Consider the following 21,366-nt stretch of genomic DNA (forward strand, 5'->3'; position numbering starts at 1 on the left):
GCACTCCGCCACGTCCCCGGCCGTTCACACTGGGCCGGCCGGGGAAGGTACCGTTCGGTGCCGGACAGACGGTGACCCCGACCGAGCCCGACCGGGCCCGCGCGGGACACCCGTACGGAAACGGAGTTGGGACCGGATGCAGCAGTACGGGACGCAGCGGCCCGTCCCGCCCTCGGGCTCCGCCCAGGGGCACCCCCAGGGACACCCCCCGCACCCTCATCCCCAGGCGCACCCGCGGCACCCGCAGTCCGGCGTCCACCCCGGTTGGACGCCGCCCCAGGCGCCCCCTCCGCAGGCCCCTCCTCCGCAGACCCCGCACCGGGCACCGTCCCCGGCTCCCGTCCCGCCGCCTCCCCACCCGCCCGCGCCGACGGCCGCGCCGCCCCGACCGACGCCCGAGGCCACCGGGCACATCCGGCTCCCGTCCGGGGCTCCGGTGCAGATACCGGGCGGCACCGACCGGGCCGTGGGCCCCGTCACGGTCGAGGCCGCGCACACCGCCGCCGTCGCCGTCCTGCTCATCGGCCCGGCCGGCGCCGGCAAGACCACCGTGGCCCGGTACTGGGCCGACCACCGCCGGGTGCCCACCGCGCACATCAGCCTGGACGACGTCCGCGAATGGGTGCGCTCCGGCTTCGCCGACCCCCAGTCCGGCTGGAACGAGCACTCCGAGGCGCAGTACCGCCTGGCCCGCCGCACCTGCGGCTTCGCCGCCCGGAACTTCCTGGCCAACGGCATCTCCTGCATCCTCGACGACGCCGTCTTCCCCGACCGGCCCGCCATCGGCCTCGGTGGCTGGAAGCGCCACGTCGGGCCGGGGCTGATCCCCATCGTGCTGCTGCCCGGCCTGGAGGTCGTCCTGGAGCGCAACGCCGAGCGCACCGGCAACCGTCGGCTCTCCGACGAGGAGGTCGCCCGCATCCACGGGCGGATGGCGGGCTGGTACGGCTCCGGCCTGCCGATCATCGACAACTCCCGACAGGACGTGGCGACCACCGCCCGGCTGCTGGACGAGGCGGTGGCCCGCAGCCTCGCCAGCCCGCCGAGCTGGTAGCCCTCCCGGCGGTCCCGCGAACGGCGCGGCGGTGCCCGGGGACGGGTCCGCACCGCCCGTCCGGACGTGTCGGAACGGCTTCCGCCCGCCGCTCTGCGTAGGCTCGGAAGCATGTCCGAGGTGCACGTGGCCCGCCGTTCACGACTGCGCGACCGATGGGTGGCGGCAGGCAACGAGGCCGCCCTGGTCTCACGGCCCGCCAACATCCGCTATCTGACCGGCCGTGCCGTCCCCGGCGCCGTCCTGCTGCTCGGGCCCGGCGACCGGGACACCCTGCTCAGCCCCCGGGAACCGGCCGTCGACGGACGCGCGGGGCCACCGGGGGACACCGACGGCCTGCGCCGCCTCACCCTTCCCGGCGCCGCTTCCGACGCGGCCGTCGCCGCCGCCGAACTCGCGGCCTCGGAAGGGGCGACGACGCTGGCGGTGGAGGAGCACGACCTCACCGTGGCCCGACACCGGTCCCTGGCCGCGGCCGCGCCGAAACTGGGCCTGAGCGACCTGGGCTGCGCGGTGGAGCAGCAGCGCCTGGTCAAGGACGAGGAGGAGCTGGCGGCCCTGCGGATCGCCGCCGAGATCGCCGACCACGCCCTCGGCGAGCTGCTGGAGTCCATCCTGGTCGGCCGCACCGAACGCCATCTGGCGCTGGAGTTGGAACGACGCCTGATGGACCACGGGGCCGACGGACCCGCCTTCCCCACCTCCGTCGCCACGGGCCGCAACTCCGGCCTGCCGGGCCACCGGCCCACCGACCGGAGGGTGGAGGAGGGCGACTTCCTCACCGTGCGGCTGGGCGCCCGCTACCGCGGCTACCGCTGCCAGCTCGGTCGGACGTTCGTGATCGGCCCCGCTCCGGCCGAATGGCAGATCGAGCTGTACGAGCTGGTCTTCGCCGCGCAGCGCGCCGGACGGGAGGCACTGGCCCCCGGCACGGAGTACCGTGAAGTCGACCGAGCGGCCCGTCAACCGCTGGAGGCGGCCGGATACGGGGAGGCGCTGGAACCCCACACCGGGCACGGAGTGGGGCTGGAAATCGGCGAGGACCCTCGGCTGTCGCCCGTGGCCATGGGTAAACTGGACGCTTGCGTGCCGGTCACCGTCGAACCGGGGGTCCACATCCCGGGGCGGGGCGGCGTCCGGATCGACGACACGCTCGTCGTCCGCCCGCAGGCGGATGGCGGACCCGAGCTACTCACCATCACGACCAAGGAACTGCTCGCCCTCTGACCGAACTCCGATCGGAAGGCCGTGGTTCCTGGTTCCCGCAGCAGCAGTCTCAGGAGATTCCGCGACCGTGGCCACCACGAACGACCTCAAGAACGGCATGGTGCTCAAGCTCGACGGGGGCCAACTCTGGTCCGTAGTCGAGTTCCAGCACGTCAAGCCCGGCAAGGGCGGCGCCTTCGTCCGCACCAAGCTCAAGAACGTGATCTCGGGCAAGGTGGTCGACAAGACCTTCAACGCCGGCACCAAGGTGGACACGGCCACGGTCGACCGGCGGGGCATGCAGTTCTCGTACAAGGACGGTGCCGACTTCGTCTTCATGGACACCCAGACGTACGACCAACTGACCATCTCCCCGGAGACGGTCGGCGACGCCGCCAACTACCTGCTGGAGGGCCAGGACTGCACGGTCGCCATCCACGAGGACAACCCGCTGTACATCGAGCTCCCGGCCGCCGTCGAGCTGGTCGTCGAGTACACCGAGCCGGGTGTCCAGGGCGACCGCTCCACCGGCGGCACCAAGCCCGCCCGCCTGGAGACGGGTTACGAGATCGGCGTTCCGCTCTTCATCACCACCGGTGAGAAGATCAAGGTCGACACCCGCACCGGTGAGTACCTCGGCCGGGTGAACAGCTAACCGTGGCAGCTCGCACCAAGGCCCGTAAACGGGCCTTCCAGATCCTGTTCGAGGCCGACCAGCGCGACAGCGCCGTGACGGCCGTGCTGGCGGACTGGATCCGGCACGCTCGAACCGACAGCCGGCAGCCGCCGGTCGGCGAGTACACGATGCAGTTGGTCGAGGGGTACGCGGAACACGCCGACCGGATTGACGAGCTGATCTCCACCTACTCCGTCGGCTGGACCCTGGACCGGATGCCGGCCGTGGACCGCAACCTGCTGCGCCTCGCCACGTACGAGTTGATCTGGGAGGACGGGGTTCCCGACGCCGTGGTGATCGACGAGGCGGTGCAGTTGGCCAAGGAGTTCTCCACGGACGACTCCCCGTCCTTCGTCAATGGTCTGTTGGGGCGCCTGAAGGAGCTCAAGCCCTCGCTGAGGCACGTCTGAGCGTCCGGCACGCACACGCGCGAAAACCGAAACACGGTGGGGTCCGGGACACGAGGTGTCCCGGACCCCACCGCGTCTGTCGGGGGTCCTTCGAGCCCCCGGACTTCCCCAGGGCCGTGGGGGAACTCCGTGGGCCACGGCGAACCGCCACCGGCCGGGCCCTCTCTCGGGACCCGGCCGGTGGCGGTACGTTTCTGCGGTTCTTCGAAAGTGTGTGACGGACTCCGCGGCCGCTCGGCCGAGAGCCCTCAGGCCTCCTCGTGCTGGACCGCGCGTCGCGCGTCGGCGCCGAGCACGCCCCAACTGATGAGCTGCTCGGTCAGCACCGACGGCGACTGGTCGTAGATGACGGCGAGAGTGCGCAGGTCGTCCTGGCGGATCGACAGCACCTTGCCGTTGTAGTCGCCGCGCTGGCTCTGGATCGTCGCGGCGTACCGCTGCAGCGGGCCCGCCTTCTCGGAGGGCACGTGGGCCAGACGCTCCAGGTCCAGGACGAGTTTCGGCGGCGGCTCGGCGGCCCCGCCGGGCGTGCTGCCCGGCAGGAGCTCCTGCACCGGGACGCCGTAGAAGTCCGCCAACTCGGCGAGGCGCTGCACGGTCACGGCACGGTCACCGCGCTCGTACGAGCCCACCACGACCGCCTTCCAACGGCCCTGGGACTTCTCCTCGACACCGTGGAGGGAGAGGCCCTGCTGGGTGCGGATGGCCCGGAGCTTGGCTCCGAGCTGTTTGGCGTATTCGCTGGACATATGGCTCCCCGGGGGACGTCTTCGTAACTCATTGTGATGTTACGCAGCGTAATGTCGGGCGTCAAGCCGAACGGAGCCATACCGGGGGCACCGGGCGGGAGCACCGGACGCGCCCGTTCCGCACCGAGCCCCGGCGGGCGCACCCGGACGGGCCTGGTACCGTTGGCGACGCACCAGTCCGACTCCTTTAAGGCCCGTCCCGTGAGGCGGGGAAGGAGGTCCGTTCCGCATGAACGGCGACAACAGCACCGACGACGACAACACCGGCGAAACCGCTCCGGCACGCCCCGTTCTGGAGGCGCCGGACATCGCCCGGGTCCTGACCCGCATCGCCCACGAGATCGTCGAGCGCGCCAAGGGCGCCGACGACGTGGTCCTCCTCGGCATCCCCACCCGCGGCACGCACCTGGCCCGGCGGCTGGGCGCCAAGCTGGAGGAGATCACCGGGCGCCCCCTGCCGGTCGGCTCGCTCGACATCACCATGTACCGCGACGATCTGCGGATGCGCCCGGCCCGCGCCCTGGCCCGCACCGAGATCCCGGCCGAGGGCATCGACGGGCGACTGGTCGTCCTGGTCGACGACGTCCTCTTCTCGGGCCGCACCATCCGGGCCGCCCTCGACGCGCTGAACGACATCGGCCGCCCCCGCGCCGTGCAGCTCGCGGTTCTCGTCGACCGCGGCCACCGCGAACTGCCGATCCGCGCCGACTACGTCGGCAAGAACCTCCCCACCTCGCTGCGGGAGACGGTCAAGGTCCGGCTCACCGAGGAGGACGGCCGCGACGGCGTGCTCCTGGGCGTCCGCGGGACCACCCCGGCCGGCGAGCGGTAGCGCCCCTCGCACACCCCGCCCGGGCCCGCGCCCGGGCGCCCCGGATCCCGCCCGCGCGGGACCCGGCGCACCCACGTGCGCGGGCGCCGCCCGCCCCACCATCCACGGAAGGCAACAGATGAAGCGCCACCTCATCTCGGCCGCCGACCTCACCCGCGACGACGCCGTCCTGATCCTGGACACCGCCGAGGAGCTGGCCCGGGTCGCCGACCGGACGATCAGGAAGCTGCCGACCCTGCGCGGTCGCACCGTCGTCAACCTCTTCTTCGAGGACTCCACCCGCACCCGGATCTCGTTCGAGGCCGCCGCCAAGAGGCTCTCCGCCGACGTCATCAACTTCTCCGCCAAGGGCTCGTCGGTCTCCAAGGGCGAGTCCCTCAAGGACACCGCGCTGACCCTGGAGGCGATGGGCGCCGACGCCGTCGTGATACGGCACCACGACTCCGGGGCCCCGCACCGGCTGGCCACCTCCGGCTGGATCGGCGGCTCGGTCGTCAACGCCGGCGACGGCACCCACGAGCACCCCACCCAGGCACTGCTGGACGCCTTCACCCTGCGCCGCCGGCTGGTCGGCGGAGCCGACGGGGGAGTGGGACGGGACCTGGCGGGACGCCGGGTCACCATCGTCGGCGACATCCTGCACAGCCGCGTCGCCCGCTCCGGCGTCCACCTGCTCACCACGCTCGGCGCCGAGGTCACCCTGGTCGCCCCGCCCACCCTGGTGCCGATCGGCGCGGGGAGGTGGCCGTGCGAGGTCTCCTACGACCTGGACGCGGTGCTGCCCAAGTCCGACGCGGTGATGATGCTGCGCGTCCAGCGCGAGCGGATGCAGGCGGCCTTCTTCCCCACCGAGCGCGAGTACGCCCGCCGCTACGGCCTGGACGGCCGGCGCATGGCGCGGATGCCCGACCACGCCGTCGTGATGCACCCCGGCCCGATGAACCGCGGCATGGAGATCACCGCCGAGGTCGCCGACTCCGACCGCTGCACGGCGGTGGAGCAGGTGGCCAACGGCGTCAGCATCCGGATGGCCGTCCTCTACCTGCTGCTGAGCGGCGCCGAGTCCGCCGTCGGCACCCCCGCACCCACCCCCACCCGCTCCGAGGAGACCGAGTGAGCACCGACACCCACCTGATCCGCGGCGCGAGGATCCTCGGCGGCGAGCCCGCCGACGTACGGATCGCCGACGGGACCGTCGCCGAGATCGGCACCGGCCTGACGCCCGACGGGGCCGAGGTGATCGAGGCCGACGGGCAGATCCTGCTGCCGGGCCTGGTGGATCTCCACACCCACCTGCGCGAACCCGGCCGCGAGGACTCCGAGACCGTCCTGACCGGCACCCGCGCCGCCGCGGCCGGCGGCTACACCGCCGTCCACGCCATGGCCAACACCTTCCCCGTGGCCGACACCGCCGGTGTGGTCGAGCAGGTCTGGCGGCTGGGGAAGGAGTCCGGCTACTGCGACGTACAGCCCGTGGGCGCCGTCACCATCGGCCTGGAGGGCAAGCAGCTCGCCGAACTGGGCGCGATGCACGACTCGGCCGCCTCGGTGCGGGTCTTCTCCGACGACGGCAAGTGCGTGGACGACGCGGTGATCATGCGCCGGGCGCTGGAGTACGTCAAAGCCTTCGACGGCGTCGTCGCCCAGCACGCCCAGGAGCCCCGGCTCACCGAGGGCGCGCAGATGAACGAGGGCGTGGTCTCCGCCGAACTGGGGCTGGGCGGCTGGCCCGCCGTCGCCGAGGAGGCCATCATCGCCCGTGACGTGCTGCTGGCCGCGCACGTCGACTCCCGGCTGCACATCTGCCACCTGTCCACCGCCGGATCGGTGGAGATCGTGCGCTGGGCCAAGTCCAAGGGCTGGAACGTCACCGCCGAGGTCACCCCGCACCACCTGCTGCTCACCGACGAGCTGGTGCGCTCCTACGACCCCGTCTACAAGGTGAACCCGCCGCTGCGCACCGAAGCCGACGTCATGGCCCTGCGCGAGGCGCTGGCCGACGGCACCATCGACTGCGTCGCCACCGACCACGCCCCGCACCCGCACGAGGACAAGGACTGCGAGTGGGGCGCCGCCGCCATGGGCATGCTCGGCCTGGAGACCGCCCTCTCCGTCGTCCAGCACACCATGGTCGACACCGGCCTGCTGGACTGGGCGGGCGTCGCCGACCGGATGTCCTTCCGGCCCGCGGCCATCGGCCGTCTCGCCGGCCACGGACGGCCCGTCTCGGTGGGCGAGCCCGCCAATCTCACCCTGGTCGATCCGTCTTACCGTGGAGCGGTGGATTCCGCGCGCTTCGCGTCCCGCAGCCGCAACACCCCTTACCAGGGCCGCGAACTGCCGGGCCGCGTCACGCACACCTTCCTGCGCGGCAGGGCGACAGTCATGGACGGAAAGCTCGTATGAACCTCACACCGGCGTCTTACGCCGCCCGGTACACCGCCGCCCCCGAGTCACAGCAGGTGACGGACTGGGGAGAACGCATCGCCTGGGTGATCGGACTCGCGCTGTTCGTCGCGCTGCTGTACTGGCTGATGCGCGAGGGCTGGAAGTGGCGGGCGGTCCTCCAGTCCGACCTGCCCGAACTCCCGCAGGCCCCCGCCGAACCGGGCGAGCCGAGGCTGACCATGACCGGCCGCTACCACGGCTCCACCACGGCGGGGCAGTGGCTCGACCGGATCGTCGCCCACGGCCTGGGCGCCCGCAGCCGGGTCGAGCTGACCCTCACCGAGCGCGGCGTGGACGTCGTGCGTCCCGGCGCGACCGACTTCTTCATCCCGGCCGACCGGCTGCGCGACGCCCGGCTCGACAAGGGCATCGCGGGCAAGGTGCTCACCGAGGACGGCCTGCTGGTGATCACCTGGGAGCACGGCGGGAAACTGCTGGACTCCGGCTTCCGCTCCGACCGCGCCGCCGAACACGTCGCCTGGCGGGACGCGCTCCGAGCGATGTCCACCGGGCCGTCCGCCGGGCCCGCCGGCTCCACAGAAGACCCTCACGGCACCACCGACGCTGCCGCCACCACGCATCATGAGGAAGGCGCACGATGACGACCTTCACCCGCAAAGCCGCCAGGGTGCCCGCCGTACTCGTCCTGGAGGACGGCCGGACCTTCCGCGGCCGTGCCTACGGGGCCGTGGGCGAGACCCTCGGCGAGGCCGTGTTCTCCACCGGGATGACCGGCTACCAGGAGACCCTGACCGACCCGTCCTACCACCGCCAGGTGGTCGTCATGACGGCCCCGCACGTCGGCAACACCGGCGTCAACGACGAGGACCGCGAGTCGGACCGGATCTGGGTGGCCGGCTACGTCGTGCGCGACCCCGCCCGGACGCCCTCCAACTGGCGCTCGGTACGCGGCCTGGAGGAGGAGCTGACCGACCAGGGCGTCGTCGGCATCAGCGGCGTCGACACCCGGGCGCTCACCCGCCACCTGCGCGAGCGCGGCGCGATGCGGGTGGGCATCTTCTCCGGCGACGCGATCGCCGACGAGGCGGCCATGCTGGCCAAGGTGCGGTCCGCGCCCCAGATGGCCGGTGCCGCCCTGTGGGCCGAGGTCGCCGCCACCGAGCCGTGCGTCGTCCCCGCCGTCGGCACCAAGCGGTTCACGGTCGCGACCGTGGACCTGGGAGTGAAGGGCATGACCCCGCGCCGGATGGCCGAGCGCGGCATCGAGGTCCACGTGCTCCCCGCCACCGCCACGATCGAGGACGTCTACGCCGTCGACCCGGACGGCGTGTTCTTCTCCAACGGCCCCGGCGACCCCGCGACCGCCGAGCACCCCGTCTCCGTCATGCGCGGCGTCCTGGAGCGGTCCACGCCGCTGTTCGGCATCTGCTTCGGCCACCAGCTCCTCGGCCGGGCCCTCGGCTTCGACACCTACAAGCTCAAGTACGGCCACCGCGGCGTCAACCAGCCGGTGCGGGACCGCCTCACGGGCAAGGTCGAGATCACCGCGCACAACCACGGCTTCGCCGTGGACGCCCCCGTCGACGCGCCCAGCGACACCCCCTACGGGCGCGCCGAGGTCTCCCACGTCTGCCTCAACGACGGCGTGGTCGAGGGCCTGCGCCTGCTCGACCGCCCCGCGTTCGGCGTCCAGTACCACCCCGAGGCCGCGGCCGGCCCGCACGACGCCTCCCACCTGTTCGACCGGTTCGTCTCCCTGATGGAGGGCCAGCGTGCCTAAGCGCACCGATATCCAGTCCGTCCTGGTCATCGGCTCCGGCCCGATCGTCATCGGCCAGGCCGCCGAGTTCGACTACTCCGGGACCCAGGCGTGCCGCGTGCTGAAGGCCGAGGGCATGCGGGTGATCCTGGTCAACTCCAACCCCGCCACGATCATGACCGACCCGGAGATCGCCGACGCCACCTACGTCGAGCCGATCACCCCGGAGTTCGTCGAGAAGATCATCGCCAAGGAGCGCCCCGACGCGCTGCTGCCCACCCTCGGCGGCCAGACCGCCCTGAACACCGCGATCGCCCTCCACGAGTCCGGCGTCCTGGAGGAGCACGGGGTCGAGCTGATCGGCGCCAACGTCGACGCGATCCGCAAGGGCGAGGACCGCGACCAGTTCAAGGAGGTCGTGGAGGCGGTCCGCGCCAGGATCGGGCACGGCGAGTCCGCCCGCTCGGTCATCTGCCACTCCATGGAGGAGGTCCTGGCGGGCGTCGAGGAACTCGGCGGCTACCCGGTGGTCGTCCGCCCCTCCTTCACCATGGGCGGCGCGGGCTCCGGCTTCGCCCACGACGAGGACGAGCTGCGCCGCATCGCCGGACAGGGCCTGGCGCTCTCCCCGACCACCGAGGTGCTCCTGGAGGAGTCCATCCTCGGCTGGAAGGAGTACGAGCTGGAGCTGATGCGCGACCGCAACGACAACGTGGTGGTCGTCTGCTCCATCGAGAACCTCGACCCGATGGGCGTCCACACCGGCGACTCCATCACCGTCGCCCCGGCGATGACGCTCACCGACCGCGAGTACCAGGTGCTGCGCGACATCGGCATCGCCGTCATCCGCGAGGTCGGGGTGGACACCGGCGGCTGCAACATCCAGTTCGCCGTCAACCCCGCCGACGGCCGGGTCATCGTCATCGAGATGAACCCGCGGGTCTCGCGGTCCTCGGCCCTGGCGTCCAAGGCCACCGGCTTCCCGATCGCCAAGATCGCCGCCAAGCTGGCCGTGGGCTACACCCTGGACGAGATCCCCAACGACATCACCGAGCAGACCCCGGCCTCCTTCGAGCCCACCCTCGACTACGTGGTGGTCAAGGTGCCGCGGTTCGCGTTCGAGAAGTTCCCGGGCGCGGACGCCACGCTCACCACCACGATGAAGTCGGTGGGCGAGGCCATGGCGATCGGCCGCAACTTCCCCGAGGCGCTGAACAAGGCGCTGCGCTCGCTGGAGAGGAAGGGCAGCCAGTTCGACTTCACCGGCGAGGTCGGGGACAAGGACGAGCTGCTCGCCGCCGCCCGCCGCCCCACCGACGGGCGGCTCAACGCCGTGATGGCCGCCATCCGGGCCGGGGCGAGCCCCGAGGAGGTCTTCGAGGCCACGGCGATCGACCCCTGGTTCGTCGACCAGCTCTTCCTGATCAAGGAGATCGCCGACGAGCTGGCCGCCGCCGACCGGCTCGACCCCGAACTGCTGGCCGAGGCCAAGCGGTACGGCCTCTCCGACGCCCAGATCGCCGCGATCCGGGGGCTGCGCGAGGACGTCGTCCGCGAGGTCCGCCACACCCTGGGCGTGCGCCCGGTCTACAAGACCGTCGACACCTGCGCGGCGGAGTTCGCGGCGAGGACCCCGTACTTCTACTCCTCCTACGACGAGGAGAGCGAGGTCGCGCCGCGCGAGAAGCCCGCCGTGATCATCCTCGGCTCGGGCCCCAACCGCATCGGCCAGGGCGTCGAGTTCGACTACTCCTGCGTCCACGCCTCCTTCGCCCTGCGCGAGGCGGGCTACGAGACCGTGATGGTCAACTGCAACCCCGAGACGGTCTCCACCGACTACGACACCTCCGACCGGCTGTACTTCGAGCCGCTCACCCTGGAGGACGTCCTGGAGATCGTCCACGCGGAAGCGCAGGCCGGCCCTGTGGCGGGCGTGATCGTCCAGCTCGGCGGCCAGACGCCGCTCGGCCTGGCCCAGGCGCTCAAGGACAACGGGGTGCCCATCGTGGGCACCTCCCCGGAGGCCATCCACCTCGCCGAGGACCGCGGCGCCTTCGGCCGCGTCCTGGCCGAGGCCGGGCTGCCGGCGCCCAAGTACGGCACCGCCTTCTCCTTCGCGGAGGCCAAGGAGATCGCCGCCGGGATCGGCTACCCGGTCATGGTCCGCCCCTCCTACGTGCTCGGCGGGCGCGGCATGGAGATCGTCTACGACGAGTCCTCGCTGGCGGAGTACCTCACCCGCCACGCGGGCCTGATCTCCGAGCACCCGGTGCTGATCGACCGGTTCCTCGACGACGCCGTCGAGATCGACGTCGACGCGCTCTACGACGGCGCCGAGCTCTACCTCGGCGGCGTGATGGAGCACATCGAGGAGGCGGGCGTCCACTCCGGCGACTCCGCCTGCGCGCTGCCGCCGATCACCCTGGGCGGGTACGACATCAAGCGGCTGCGGGCCTCCACCGAGGCCATCGCGCGCGGTGTGGGCGTGCGCGGACTGATCAACATCCAGTTCGCGCTGGCCGGGGACATCCTCTACGTCCTGGAGGCCAACCCCCGCGCCTCCCGCACCGTCCCCTTCACCTCCAAGGCCACGGCCGTCCCGCTGGCCAAGGCCGCCGCCCGGATCTCGCTGGGCGCCACCATCGCCGAGCTGCGCGCCGAGGGGCTGCTGCCGGCGGACGGGGACGGCGGCACCCTGCCGCTGGACGCGCCGATCTCGGTGAAGGAGGCCGTGCTGCCCTGGACCCGTTTCCGCGACGTCCACGGCCGCGGCGTGGACACCGTGCTGGGCCCGGAGATGCGCTCCACCGGCGAGGTCATGGGCATCGACGCGGTCTTCGGCACGGCCTACGCCAAGTCGCAGGCCGGGGCGTACGGCGCGCTGCCCACCAAGGGCCGGGCCTTCGTCTCGGTCGCCAACCGCGACAAGCGCTCGATGATCTTCCCGGCCCGCGAGCTGGTCGCGATGGGCTTCGAGCTGCTGGCCACCTCCGGCACCGCCGAGATCCTCCGGCGCAACGGCATCGACGCCACCGTGGTGCGCAAGCACAACGAGGGCCCCGGCCCGAACGGCGAGAGGACCATCGTCCAACTCATCCACGACGGCGAGGTCGACCTCATCGTCAACACCCCCTACGGCACCGGTGGGCGCCTGGACGGCTACGACATCCGCACCGCGGCCGTCGCCCGGGGCGTGCCCCTGCTGACCACCGTCCAGGCCCTGGCCGCCGCCGTCCAGGGCATCGAGGCCCTCACCCGCGGCGACGTGGGCGTCCGCTCCCTCCAGGAGCACGCGCGGCACCTCACCGCCGCCCGCGAGGGCTGAGCCGAGACACGGAGGGGGACACCGGACGTCCGGTGTCCCCCTCCGCCACGAGATCCCCGCCCTTTCGGGGATCGCCGCAGGAGCCCCCGTCCCGCCGCCCGGAAGACCCTCCGCATGTACTCCCTGCTGTTCCGCCTGCTCCTCACGCGCCTCGACCCCGAGCGGGCGCACCACCTGGCGTTCGCCCTGATCCGGTCCGTCGCCCGCGTCCCCGGCCTGCGAGCGCTCGTCGCGGCCGTCCTCGCCCCCTCCCGGAGCCAGGCGCGCGCCCTGCGCACCGAGGCCTTCGGCCTGACCATGCGCGGCCCCTTCGGGCTCGCCGCCGGCTTCGACAAGAACGCGGCCGGCATCGACGGACTGACCATGCTCGGCTTCGACCACGTCGAGATCGGCACCGTCACCGCCCGCGCCCAGCCCGGCAACCCGCCCAAGCGGCTGTTCCGGCTGGTCGCCGACCGCGCCCTGATCAACCGCATGGGCTTCAACAACGACGGCTCCGCCGCCGTGGCCGCCCGCCTCGCGAGGCGCCGGGCCGTCTTCCCCGCCACCGTCGGCGTCAACATCGGGAAGACCAAGGTCGTCCCGGAGAGCGAGGCCGCGGACGACTACACGGTCTCCGCCGGGCGACTGGCGCCGTACGCCGACTACCTCGTCGTCAACGTCTCCTCGCCCAACACCCCCGGCCTGCGGAACCTCCAGGCCACCGAGCACCTGCGCCCGCTGCTGACGGCCGTGCGCGCCGCCGCCGACGCCGCGGTGCCCGACCGCCGGGTGCCGCTGCTGGTCAAGATCGCCCCCGACCTGGCCGACGAGGACGTCGACGCGGTCGCCGACCTCGCCGTCGAGCTGGGCCTGGACGGCATCATCGCCACCAACACCACCATCGCCCGCGACGGTCTGGGCCTGACCACCGACCGCGCGGAGATCGAGGCCATCGGCGCGGGCGGGCTGTCCGGCGCGCCGCTGAAGGACCGCTCCCTGGCGGTGCTGCGCCGGCTGTACGCGCGCGTCGGCGACCGCATCACCCTGGTCGGGGTCGGCGGGGTGCGCACCGCCGACGACGTCTGGGAGCGCATCCTGGCCGGCGCCACCCTCGTCCAGGGCTACAGCGCCTTCGTCTACGAGGGCCCCACGTGGTGCCGTCGCGTCCACCGGGGCCTGGCCGCGAAGCTGGCCGCGAGCCCGTACGCCACCCTCGCCGAGGCCGTCGGCGCCGACACCCGGAAGGTGACCTCCCGATGAGCACCCCCGCCTCCCCGCAGCCGTCCCCCGAGCCCTTCGGCGCCCGGCTGCGCCGCGCCATGGACGCCCGAGGCCCGCTGTGCGTGGGCATCGACCCGCACGCCTCGCTGCTCGCCTCCTGGGGGCTGGACGACGACGTGGCGGGCCTGGAGCGGTTCACGCGCACGGTCGTGGACGCCCTCGCCGACCGGGTGGCCGTCCTCAAGCCGCAGTCCGCCTTCTTCGAGCGCTTCGGCTCGCGCGGCGTCGCCGTGCTGGAGCGGGCGATCGCCGACGCCCGCTCGGCCGGGGCGCTGGTGCTCGCCGATGTCAAGCGCGGCGACATCGGCTCCACCATGGCCGCCTACGCCGCCGCCTACCTCGACCCGGGTAGCCCGCTGTTCTCCGACGCGGTGACCGTCAGCCCCTACCTGGGGTTCGGCTCGCTGCGTCCCGCCCTGGACGCAGCGCGGGCGGCGGGCGCGGGCGTCTTCGTGCTGGCGCTCACCTCCAACCCGGAGGGCGCCGAGGTGCAGCGCGCCACCGCGGCGGGCGGGGCGTCGGTCGCGCAGACGATGCTGGACCACATCGCCCGGGAGAACCTCGGGGCACGGCCGCTGGGCTCGGTGGGCGCGGTGGTGGGCGCCACCCTGGGCCGGGCGGGCGTCGACCTGGCGGTGAACGGCCCGCTGCTGGCCCCGGGGTTGGGGGCCCAGGGCGCCACGGCCGAGGATCTTCCCGCGGTCTTCGGGGACGCCGTGCGCGACGTCCTGCCGAGCGTCAGCAGGGGGGTCCTCGGGCACGGGCCCTCGCCGAAGGCCCTGCGGGAGTCCGCGGCGCGGGAGACGGACCGCCTGGTGAAGGTTCTGGGGTGATCCTCCGGACGTCCGGTGGGGTCCGGGGGTGACGAGGAGGGTGCGTCGACGAATTTCTCTCTGGTGTTTTGTCCGGAAATGCCCCAGTCGACTTGAGTCTGACCTGGACTTTTCATCTGTTCTCGCTGACTCAGACGCTCAGGGCCGCTAGTCTCCGACGAAGAGCACCGCGGAACCCGGGGTTCTCCCAGGCCGGGAGGTTCGGGGGACGTGTTGCTCTTTGCTCCGCGGAAGCGGGGCTACTAGGTTCCTCACCGACCAATATCCGACCAGTTCTATCTCCGAGGTGACGTAGGCGTGGCTCTTCCGCCCCTTACCCCTGAACAGCGCGCAGCCGCGCTCGAGAAGGCCGCCGCGGCTCGCCGGGAGCGCGCCGAGGTCAAGAACCGACTGAAGCACTCCGGCGCCTCGCTCCACGAGGTCATCAAGCAGGGCCAGGAGAACGACGTCATCGGCAAGATGAAGGTCTCCGCCCTCCTGGAGTCCCTGCCCGGCGTCGGCAAGGTCCGGGCCCGTCAGATCATGGAGCGGCTCGGGATCTCCGAGAGCCGTCGGGTGCGCGGCCTGGGCTCCAACCAGATCGCCTCCCTCGAGCGCGAATTCGGCGGCGGTTCCGCCTCCTGACGTTTCCGGGCCTCTCCGGGAACCGGGATAATCGCCGTTATGAGTGAACGTCCGCGGCTGACCGTGCTCTCCGGCCCCTCCGGGGTCGGCAAGAGCACGGTCGTCGCCCATCTGCGCAAGGTCCACCCCGAGGTCTGGCTCTCGGTGTCCGTCACCACCCGCAAGCCCCGCCCGGGGGAGCGGCACGGCGTCCAGTACTTCTTCGTCGAGGACGAGGAGTTCGACAAGCTGGTCGCCAACGGCGAGCTGCTGGAGTGGGCCGAGTTCGCGGGCAACCGGTACGGAACCCCCCGCAAGGCCGTCCTGGAACGGCTGGAGGCGGGCGAACCGGTGCTCCTGGAGATCGACCTCCAGGGCGCGCGCCAGGTGCGCGCGTCGATGCCCGAGGCCCGGCTCGTCTTCCTCGCCCCGCCGAGCTGGGAGGAGCTGGTCCGGCGGCTCACCGGCCGGGGCACCGAGCCCCCGGAGGTCATCGAGCGGCGGCTGGAGGCGGCCAGGGTCGAACTGGCAGCCGAGGCCGAGTTCGACGTGACCCTGGTCAACACCTCGGTCGAGGACGTCGGCCGCGAGCTGCTAGCCTTGATGAAGGATTCGTGATCGCAGCCGGCCGCCCGGGCCCCGGAGCACCGGCGGTGGGCTCCCGGCCCAGGGACACCCGGCGCGGGGTCTCGTCACAACGGCACCGGACACCACCGGATCCGGTCGTTTCGATCACTGACCGTCTTGTCCACCGCAGCGGAAGGTAGAGTGTGTCCTCTCCCATGACCACGCCCGAGGGCATCATCAACCCGCCGATCGATGAGCTGCTCGAGGCCACCGACTCCAAGTACAGCCTGGTGATCTACGCCGCCAAGCGCGCGCGTCAGATCAACGCCTACTACTCGCAGCTCGGCGAGGGCCTGCTGGAGTACGTCGGCCCGCTGGTGGACACCCACGTCCACGAGAAGCCCCTGTCGATCGCGCTCCGCGAGATCAACGCGGGCCTGCTGACCGCCGAGTCCACCGACGTCCCGGCGCAGTAAGCGCTCGGGCCGCCACGGGCGGCCGCATCGGCACACACCACACCACGGGCCCGGCAGTACGACTGCCGGGCCCGTGGTGTGTCATGGGAGGCCGACGGCACGTCCGCACCGCCCCGCGTTCCCGCCGGGCGGTGCGGAGGGGCGAGGCCACGGAGAGCGGGGAGAGGCAGAGGATGGACAACACCGGCAAGCCCAGGGTGGTCCTGGGGGTCAGCGGCGGCATCGCCGCCTACAAGGCGTGCGAGCTGCTGCGCAGGCTGACCGAGTCCGGTCACGACGTACGGGTGGTGCCGACCGAGTCGGCGTTGAACTTCGTCGGCGAGGCCACCTGGTCGGCGCTCTCCGGGAACCCCGTGGCGACCGGGGTGTGGGAGAGCGTCCACGAGGTCCCGCACGTTCGCATCGGCCAGGAGGCCGATCTGGTCGTCGTCGCGCCCGCCACCGCCGACACCCTCGCCCGGGCCGCCCACGGCCTCGCCGACGACCTGCTGACCAACACCCTGCTCACCGCCCGCTGCCCGGTGATCTTCGCACCCGCCATGCACACCGAGATGTGGGAGCACCCCGCCACCGCCGAGAACGTGGCCACGCTGCGCCGCCGTGGCGCGGTCGTCATCGAACCCGCGGTCGGCCGGCTGACGGGCAAGGACACCGGCAAGGGGCGGCTGCCGGACCCCGGCGAGATCTTCGAGGTCTGCCGCCGCGTCCTCGCCCGCGGCGCCGGACAGGAGCGCGACCTGGCCGGACACCACGTCGTGGTCAGCGCCGGCGGCACCCGCGAGCCGCTGGACCCGGTGCGCTTCCTGGGCAACCGCTCCTCGGGCCTCCAGGGGTACGCCCTGGCCCGCACCGCGGTGGCGCGCGGCGCGCGGGTGACCCTGGTCGCCGCCAACACCGCCCTGCCCGACCCCGCCGGCGCGGACGTGGTGCGGGTGGGGACGGCCCGCCACCTGCGGGAGGCCGTGCTGGAGGCCGCGGCGGACGCGGACGCGGTGGTCATGGCCGCCGCCGTGGCCGACTTCCGGCCCGCCCACTACGCCCAGGGGAAGATCAAGAAGCAGGACGGCCGGGAACCGGAGCCCATCGCCCTGGTCCGCAACCCCGACGTCCTGGCGGAGCTCTCCTCGACGCGGGCCCGTCCCGGACAGGTGGTCGTCGGCTTCGCCGCGGAGACCGACGACGTGCTGGCCAACGGCCGCGCCAAGCTCGCCCGCAAGGGGTGCGACCTGCTGGTCGTCAACGAGGTCGGAGAGGACAGGACATTCGGCTCCCAGGAGAACGAGGCCGTCGTCCTGGGCGCCGACGGCAGCGAGACGCCCGTGCCGCACGGCCCCAAGGAGGCCCTCGCCGACACGGTGTGGGACCGGGTCGTCCACCTGTTGAGGAACCGGGACTGAAGACCCGAGGGGAGCCGCCCGGAGCGGTCCGCCGGACGGCTCCCCTCGGGAGTGCCTTTCGGGCGAAGGGGGTCGAATCCCCGCTCCGCGCACCCATGGCGTGCGATGTGAAATGTCGGAGTGCGAGACGCCGTGGTCGCATCCCGGAGGGCTACGGATAAACTGATCGCGGACCGTGCCCGGGCGAGCCCCGGCGACCGGTCCGCAGACGACATCAGCCAGCAGCCGCTGCAACCCCAGGGAGCGATGTGTCCCGCCGCCTCTTCACCTCGGAGTCCGTGACCGAGGGCCACCCGGATAAGATCGCCGATCAGATCAGCGACGCCATTCTCGACGCCCTGCTCGCCCAGGACCCCACCTCCCGGGTCGCCGTGGAGACGATGATCACCACCGGCCTGGTGCACGTGGCCGGCGAGGTCACCACCGCCGCGTACGCGGACATCCCCACCCTGGTGCGGGAGAAGATCCTGGCCATCGGCTACGACTCCTCCAAGAAGGGCTTCGACGGCGCCTCCTGCGGGGTGTCGGTGTCCATCGGGGCGCAGTCCCCGGACATCGCCCAGGGCGTGGACGCCGCCTACGAGGCCCGAGTGGAGGGCGACGAGGACGAGCTGGACCGGCAGGGCGCCGGCGACCAGGGCCTGATGTTCGGCTACGCCTGCGACGAGACGCCGGAGCTGATGCCGCTGCCGATACACCTGGCGCACCGGCTCTCCCGCCGGCTGTCGGAGGTCCGCAAGAACGGCACCGTCCCCTATCTGCGCCCGGACGGCAAGACGCAGGTGACCATCGAGTACGCCGGTGACAAGGCGGTGCGGCTGGACACCGTGGTGGTCTCCTCCCAGCACGCCTCCGACATCGACCTGGACTCGCTGCTGGCCCCCGACATCCGCGAGTTCGTGGTGGAGCACGTGCTCTCCGAGCTGGAGGCGGAGGGCATCAAGCTGGACACCGACGGCTACCGGCTGCTGGTCAACCCCACCGGGCGGTTCGAGATCGGCGGCCCGATGGGCGACGCCGGGCTGACCGGCCGGAAGATCATCATCGACACCTACGGCGGCATGGCCCGGCACGGTGGCGGGGCGTTCTCCGGCAAGGACCCCTCCAAGGTGGACCGGTCGGCGGCCTACGCGATGCGCTGGGTGGCCAAGAACGTGGTGGCCGCCGGGCTGGCCGCCCGGTGCGAGGTGCAGGTGGCGTACGCGATCGGCAAGGCCGAGCCGGTGGGGCTGTTCGTGGAGACCTTCGGCACCCACACGGTGGAGGTGGAGAGGATCCAGCAGGCCATCTCCGAGGTCTTCGACCTGCGGCCGGCCGCGATCATCCGCGATCTGGACCTGCTCCGTCCGATCTACGCGCAGACGGCCGCCTATGGGCACTTCGGTCGGGAGCTGCCGGACTTCACCTGGGAGCGCACCGACCGCACCGACGCCCTCCGCAAGGCCGCCGGCCTGTAAGGACACGGGACACCGACACGGCCCGATCCCGCGGCTCGCTCGCCGCGGGATCGGGCCGTGTCGGTGCTCTCTGGTAGGACTGGGGGCTGTGAGCAGCGAGAACGGCGAGAACGGACAGCCTGGAAAGCCCCCGGCGGGGGAGCCGTCGGGAGGCGAGCAACTCGCGCTCATCCGGGAGACCGTCCGTCGCGCCAAGCCGCCCCGCGCCCGCCCGCGCACCTGGCGCGGCGCCGAACTCGCCGCGCGCGATCCCGTCGCCCGCGTCCTGGTCGACAAGGGGCTGGTCCACCTCGACCGCTTCTTCGACTACGCCGTTCCCGCCGCCATGGACGCCGAGGCCCGACCCGGAGTGCGGGTGCGGGTGCGCTTCGGAGCCGGCGAACGCGGCGGACGGCGCGAAGGCGGCGGACTGGTCAACGGCTTCATCGTCGAACGCCGCGCGGAGTCCGACTTCCCCGGCGTCCTCGCCCCCATCGCCCAGGTGCTCTCCCCGGAACCCGTCCTCGGCCCGGAACTGCTGCGGCTGTGCCGGGCCGTCGCCGACCGCTACGCCGGCGCTCTCGCCGACGTCGTCCAACTCGCCGTGCCCCCGCGCATGGCCCGGGCCGAGAAGGCCGCCCCGGACGCCGCCCGGCCTACGCCGCCACCGCCGCCCGGACCGGGCTCCTGGACGCGCTACCCCGCGGGCCCCGGCTACCTGCGGGCGCTCGCCGGCGGCGAGTCCCCCCGCGCGGTGTGGACGGCCCTGCCCGGACCGCACTGGCCCGAGGAACTGGCCCGAGCCCTGGCCGCCACCCTGGCCTCCGGTCGCGGCGCGCTCGCCGTCCTGCCCGACGGACGGTCCGCCGCCCGCGTGGACGCCGCCCTCACCGCCCTGATCGGCGACGGCCGGCACGTGGTGCTCACCGCCGACGCCGGGGCCGAGACCCGCTACCGCCGCTGGCTCGCCGTCAACCGCGGAGCGGTGCGCTGCGTCGTCGGCACCCGGGCCGCGATGTTCGCACCCGTGCGCGACCTGGGTCTGGTCGCGATCTGGGACGACGGGGACTCCAGCCACCGCGACCCCCACGAGCCGATGCCGCACGCCCGCGAGGTGCTGCTGCTGCGCGCCGCCCGGGAGAAGTGCGGCTTCCTGCTGGGCGCGCACGGCCGCACCGTGGAGGCCGCCCAACTGGTCGAGACGGGCTGGGCCCGCCCGCTGACCGCCGACCGGGACGCGGTGCGCGCCACCGCGCCCCTGGTCCGCACCGTCGGCGACGGCGACGAGGCCCGCGACCCCGCCGCGCGCGCCGCCCGACTGCCCACCCTCGCCTGGAACACGGTGCGCGACGCCCTCCGGCTGGGCCCGGTACTGGTACAGGTGCCGCGCCGCGGCTACGTCCCCCGGCTGGCCTGCGCGCGCTGCCGAGAGCCCGCGCGGTGCGCCCGCTGCGCGGGCCCCCTGGAGGCCACCGGCGGCGACGCCCCGCCCACCTGCGGCTGGTGCGGCGACGCCGCCCCGGCCTGGGTGTGCGCGGAGTGCGGCGGCCACAGGCTGCGGGGCCGGGTCTTCGGCGCCCGCCGCACCGCGGAGGAGCTGGGCCGGGCCTTCCCGGCCGTCCCCGTCCGCACCTCCGGCCGCGACCACGTCCTGGGGACGGTGCCCGACCGGCCGGCGCTGGTGGTCAGCACCCCCGGCGCCGAACCGGTCGCCGAGGGAGCGGGTTACGCGGCGGCGCTGCTGCTGGACGGCTGGGCACTGCTCTCCCGCCCCGACCTGCGGGCGGCGGAGGAGGCGCTGCGCCGCTGGCTGGACGCCGCCGCGCTGGTCCGTCCCCGCGCCGAGGGCGGCACGGTGGTCGTCATGGCCGAGCCGACGCTCCGCCCCGTGCAGGCCCTGGTGCGCTGGGACCCGGCCGGCCACGCCCGACGCGAGCTGGCCGAGCGCGCCGAACTGGGCTTCCCGCCGGTGTCCCGGATGGCCGCCGTGACCGGGCCGCCCGAGGCCGTCGCCGAACTGCTGGCGTCGGCCGACCTGCCCGCCGACGCCGAGGTCCTGGGGCCGGTGCCGCTCCCCGAGGCCCCGCCCGGACGGCCCCGGCGACCCGGTGGCCCGCCCGAGGGGGAGCGGTGGGAGCGGGCCCTGGTACGGGTGCCGCCGGGCAGCGGCGCGGCGCTCGCCGGCGCCCTCAAGACCGCGCAGGCGGCCCGGCTCGCCCGCCGGGCGAAGGGGCTCGTGCGGGTCCGCGTCGATCCCGACGACATCGGTTGACGGCGCGGCGGGCCGGGGCTCCGCCGGCAGCGGACACGGAACCGCCCGGCGTCCGGCCGACGGGGCGCGGTCGGGACGGACGCCGGGCGGTGGGCAACG

Annotated in this window: 19 protein-coding genes; 18 read left to right on the top strand and 1 reads right to left on the bottom strand. The window is 73.2% G+C overall.

What is annotated here, in order from left to right; all coding sequences use genetic code 11:
- Positions 1–136 precede the first annotated feature (136 nt).
- The 4 genes from IF47_RS0108480 to nusB all read left to right on the top strand — a co-directional run bounded on the left by IF47_RS0108480 (position 137) and on the right by nusB (position 3,346).
- The gene (locus IF47_RS0108480) at positions 137–1,054 is read left to right on the top strand and encodes an AAA family ATPase (protein WP_078591654.1); all 918 of its coding nucleotides are present in this window, start codon (positions 137–139) and stop codon (positions 1,052–1,054) included.
- A 111-nt stretch (positions 1,055–1,165) separates the two neighbouring features.
- Positions 1,166–2,281, top strand: a complete 1,116-nt coding sequence (locus IF47_RS0108485) for an aminopeptidase P family protein (RefSeq protein WP_031507744.1) — start codon at positions 1,166–1,168, stop codon at positions 2,279–2,281.
- A 67-nt stretch (positions 2,282–2,348) separates the two neighbouring features.
- The gene (gene efp / locus IF47_RS0108490) at positions 2,349–2,915 is read left to right on the top strand and encodes an elongation factor P (RefSeq protein ID WP_031507746.1); all 567 of its coding nucleotides are present in this window, start codon (positions 2,349–2,351) and stop codon (positions 2,913–2,915) included.
- A gap of 2 nt (positions 2,916–2,917) precedes the next feature.
- Positions 2,918–3,346: a transcription antitermination factor NusB gene (gene nusB / locus IF47_RS0108495; RefSeq protein ID WP_031507747.1), complete on the top strand. Its 429-nt coding sequence runs from the start codon at positions 2,918–2,920 to the stop codon at positions 3,344–3,346.
- A 248-nt stretch (positions 3,347–3,594) separates the two neighbouring features.
- On the opposite strand, the gene bldD is transcribed toward nusB, so the two are convergent.
- Positions 3,595–4,095 carry a transcriptional regulator BldD gene (gene bldD / locus IF47_RS0108500; RefSeq protein WP_031507748.1) on the bottom strand — a complete coding sequence of 167 codons (501 nt, stop codon included), beginning with the start codon at positions 4,093–4,095 and terminating at the stop codon, positions 3,595–3,597.
- A 229-nt stretch (positions 4,096–4,324) separates the two neighbouring features.
- Between bldD and pyrR the strand changes: the two genes are divergently transcribed.
- The 14 genes from pyrR (at position 4,325) to IF47_RS0108570 (ending at position 21,267) form a co-directional block, all read left to right on the top strand.
- Positions 4,325–4,927, top strand: a complete 603-nt coding sequence (gene pyrR, locus IF47_RS0108505) for a bifunctional pyr operon transcriptional regulator/uracil phosphoribosyltransferase PyrR (RefSeq protein WP_031507749.1) — start codon at positions 4,325–4,327, stop codon at positions 4,925–4,927.
- 118 nt (positions 4,928–5,045) lie between these two features.
- Positions 5,046–6,044 (top strand): aspartate carbamoyltransferase catalytic subunit, encoded by a 999-nt coding sequence (locus tag IF47_RS0108510; protein WP_031507750.1) that lies wholly within the window; start codon positions 5,046–5,048, stop codon positions 6,042–6,044.
- Positions 6,041–7,333 carry a dihydroorotase gene (locus IF47_RS0108515; protein ID WP_031507752.1) on the top strand — a complete coding sequence of 431 codons (1,293 nt, stop codon included), beginning with the start codon at positions 6,041–6,043 and terminating at the stop codon, positions 7,331–7,333. The genes IF47_RS0108510 and IF47_RS0108515 overlap by 4 nt, the downstream gene beginning before the upstream one ends.
- Positions 7,330–7,977, top strand: a complete 648-nt coding sequence (locus tag IF47_RS0108520; protein ID WP_078591655.1) for a PH-like domain-containing protein — start codon at positions 7,330–7,332, stop codon at positions 7,975–7,977. The genes IF47_RS0108515 and IF47_RS0108520 overlap by 4 nt, the downstream gene beginning before the upstream one ends.
- Positions 7,974–9,116: a glutamine-hydrolyzing carbamoyl-phosphate synthase small subunit gene (carA, locus tag IF47_RS0108525; RefSeq protein WP_031507756.1), complete on the top strand. Its 1,143-nt coding sequence runs from the start codon at positions 7,974–7,976 to the stop codon at positions 9,114–9,116. Before IF47_RS0108520 ends, carA begins: the two co-directional genes overlap by 4 nt.
- Positions 9,109–12,420, top strand: coding sequence for a carbamoyl-phosphate synthase large subunit (gene carB, locus IF47_RS0108530; protein WP_031507757.1), 3,312 nt, complete (start codon positions 9,109–9,111; stop codon positions 12,418–12,420). Before carA ends, carB begins: the two co-directional genes overlap by 8 nt.
- 114 nt (positions 12,421–12,534) lie before the next feature.
- Complete coding sequence (locus IF47_RS0108535; RefSeq protein WP_031507758.1) at positions 12,535–13,662, top strand: quinone-dependent dihydroorotate dehydrogenase; 1,128 nt, start codon at positions 12,535–12,537, stop codon at positions 13,660–13,662.
- On the top strand, positions 13,659–14,516 hold the full coding sequence (gene pyrF / locus IF47_RS0108540) for an orotidine-5'-phosphate decarboxylase (RefSeq protein ID WP_031507760.1): 858 nt from the start codon (positions 13,659–13,661) through the stop codon (positions 14,514–14,516). The genes IF47_RS0108535 and pyrF overlap by 4 nt, the downstream gene beginning before the upstream one ends.
- 297 nt (positions 14,517–14,813) lie before the next feature.
- Positions 14,814–15,140: an integration host factor gene (locus IF47_RS0108545; RefSeq protein WP_031507762.1), complete on the top strand. Its 327-nt coding sequence runs from the start codon at positions 14,814–14,816 to the stop codon at positions 15,138–15,140.
- A gap of 39 nt (positions 15,141–15,179) precedes the next feature.
- Positions 15,180–15,737 carry a guanylate kinase gene (gene gmk / locus IF47_RS0108550; RefSeq protein WP_031507764.1) on the top strand — a complete coding sequence of 186 codons (558 nt, stop codon included), beginning with the start codon at positions 15,180–15,182 and terminating at the stop codon, positions 15,735–15,737.
- Positions 15,738–15,889: 152 nt separating this feature from the next.
- Positions 15,890–16,162, top strand: a complete 273-nt coding sequence (gene rpoZ / locus IF47_RS0108555) for a DNA-directed RNA polymerase subunit omega (RefSeq protein WP_031507766.1) — start codon at positions 15,890–15,892, stop codon at positions 16,160–16,162.
- Between the two features lie 173 nt (positions 16,163–16,335).
- Complete coding sequence (gene coaBC / locus IF47_RS0108560) at positions 16,336–17,559, top strand: bifunctional phosphopantothenoylcysteine decarboxylase/phosphopantothenate--cysteine ligase CoaBC (RefSeq protein ID WP_031507768.1); 1,224 nt, start codon at positions 16,336–16,338, stop codon at positions 17,557–17,559.
- Between the two features lie 248 nt (positions 17,560–17,807).
- On the top strand, positions 17,808–19,016 hold the full coding sequence (gene metK, locus IF47_RS0108565) for a methionine adenosyltransferase (protein ID WP_031507770.1): 1,209 nt from the start codon (positions 17,808–17,810) through the stop codon (positions 19,014–19,016).
- A gap of 88 nt (positions 19,017–19,104) precedes the next feature.
- Complete coding sequence (locus tag IF47_RS0108570) at positions 19,105–21,267, top strand: primosomal protein N' (protein WP_031507772.1); 2,163 nt, start codon at positions 19,105–19,107, stop codon at positions 21,265–21,267.
- The last annotated feature ends 99 nt before the right edge of the window (positions 21,268–21,366 follow it).

This window comes from Streptomyces megasporus (assembly GCF_000718985.1).
Lineage (GTDB): Bacteria > Actinomycetota > Actinomycetes > Streptomycetales > Streptomycetaceae > Streptomyces > Streptomyces megasporus.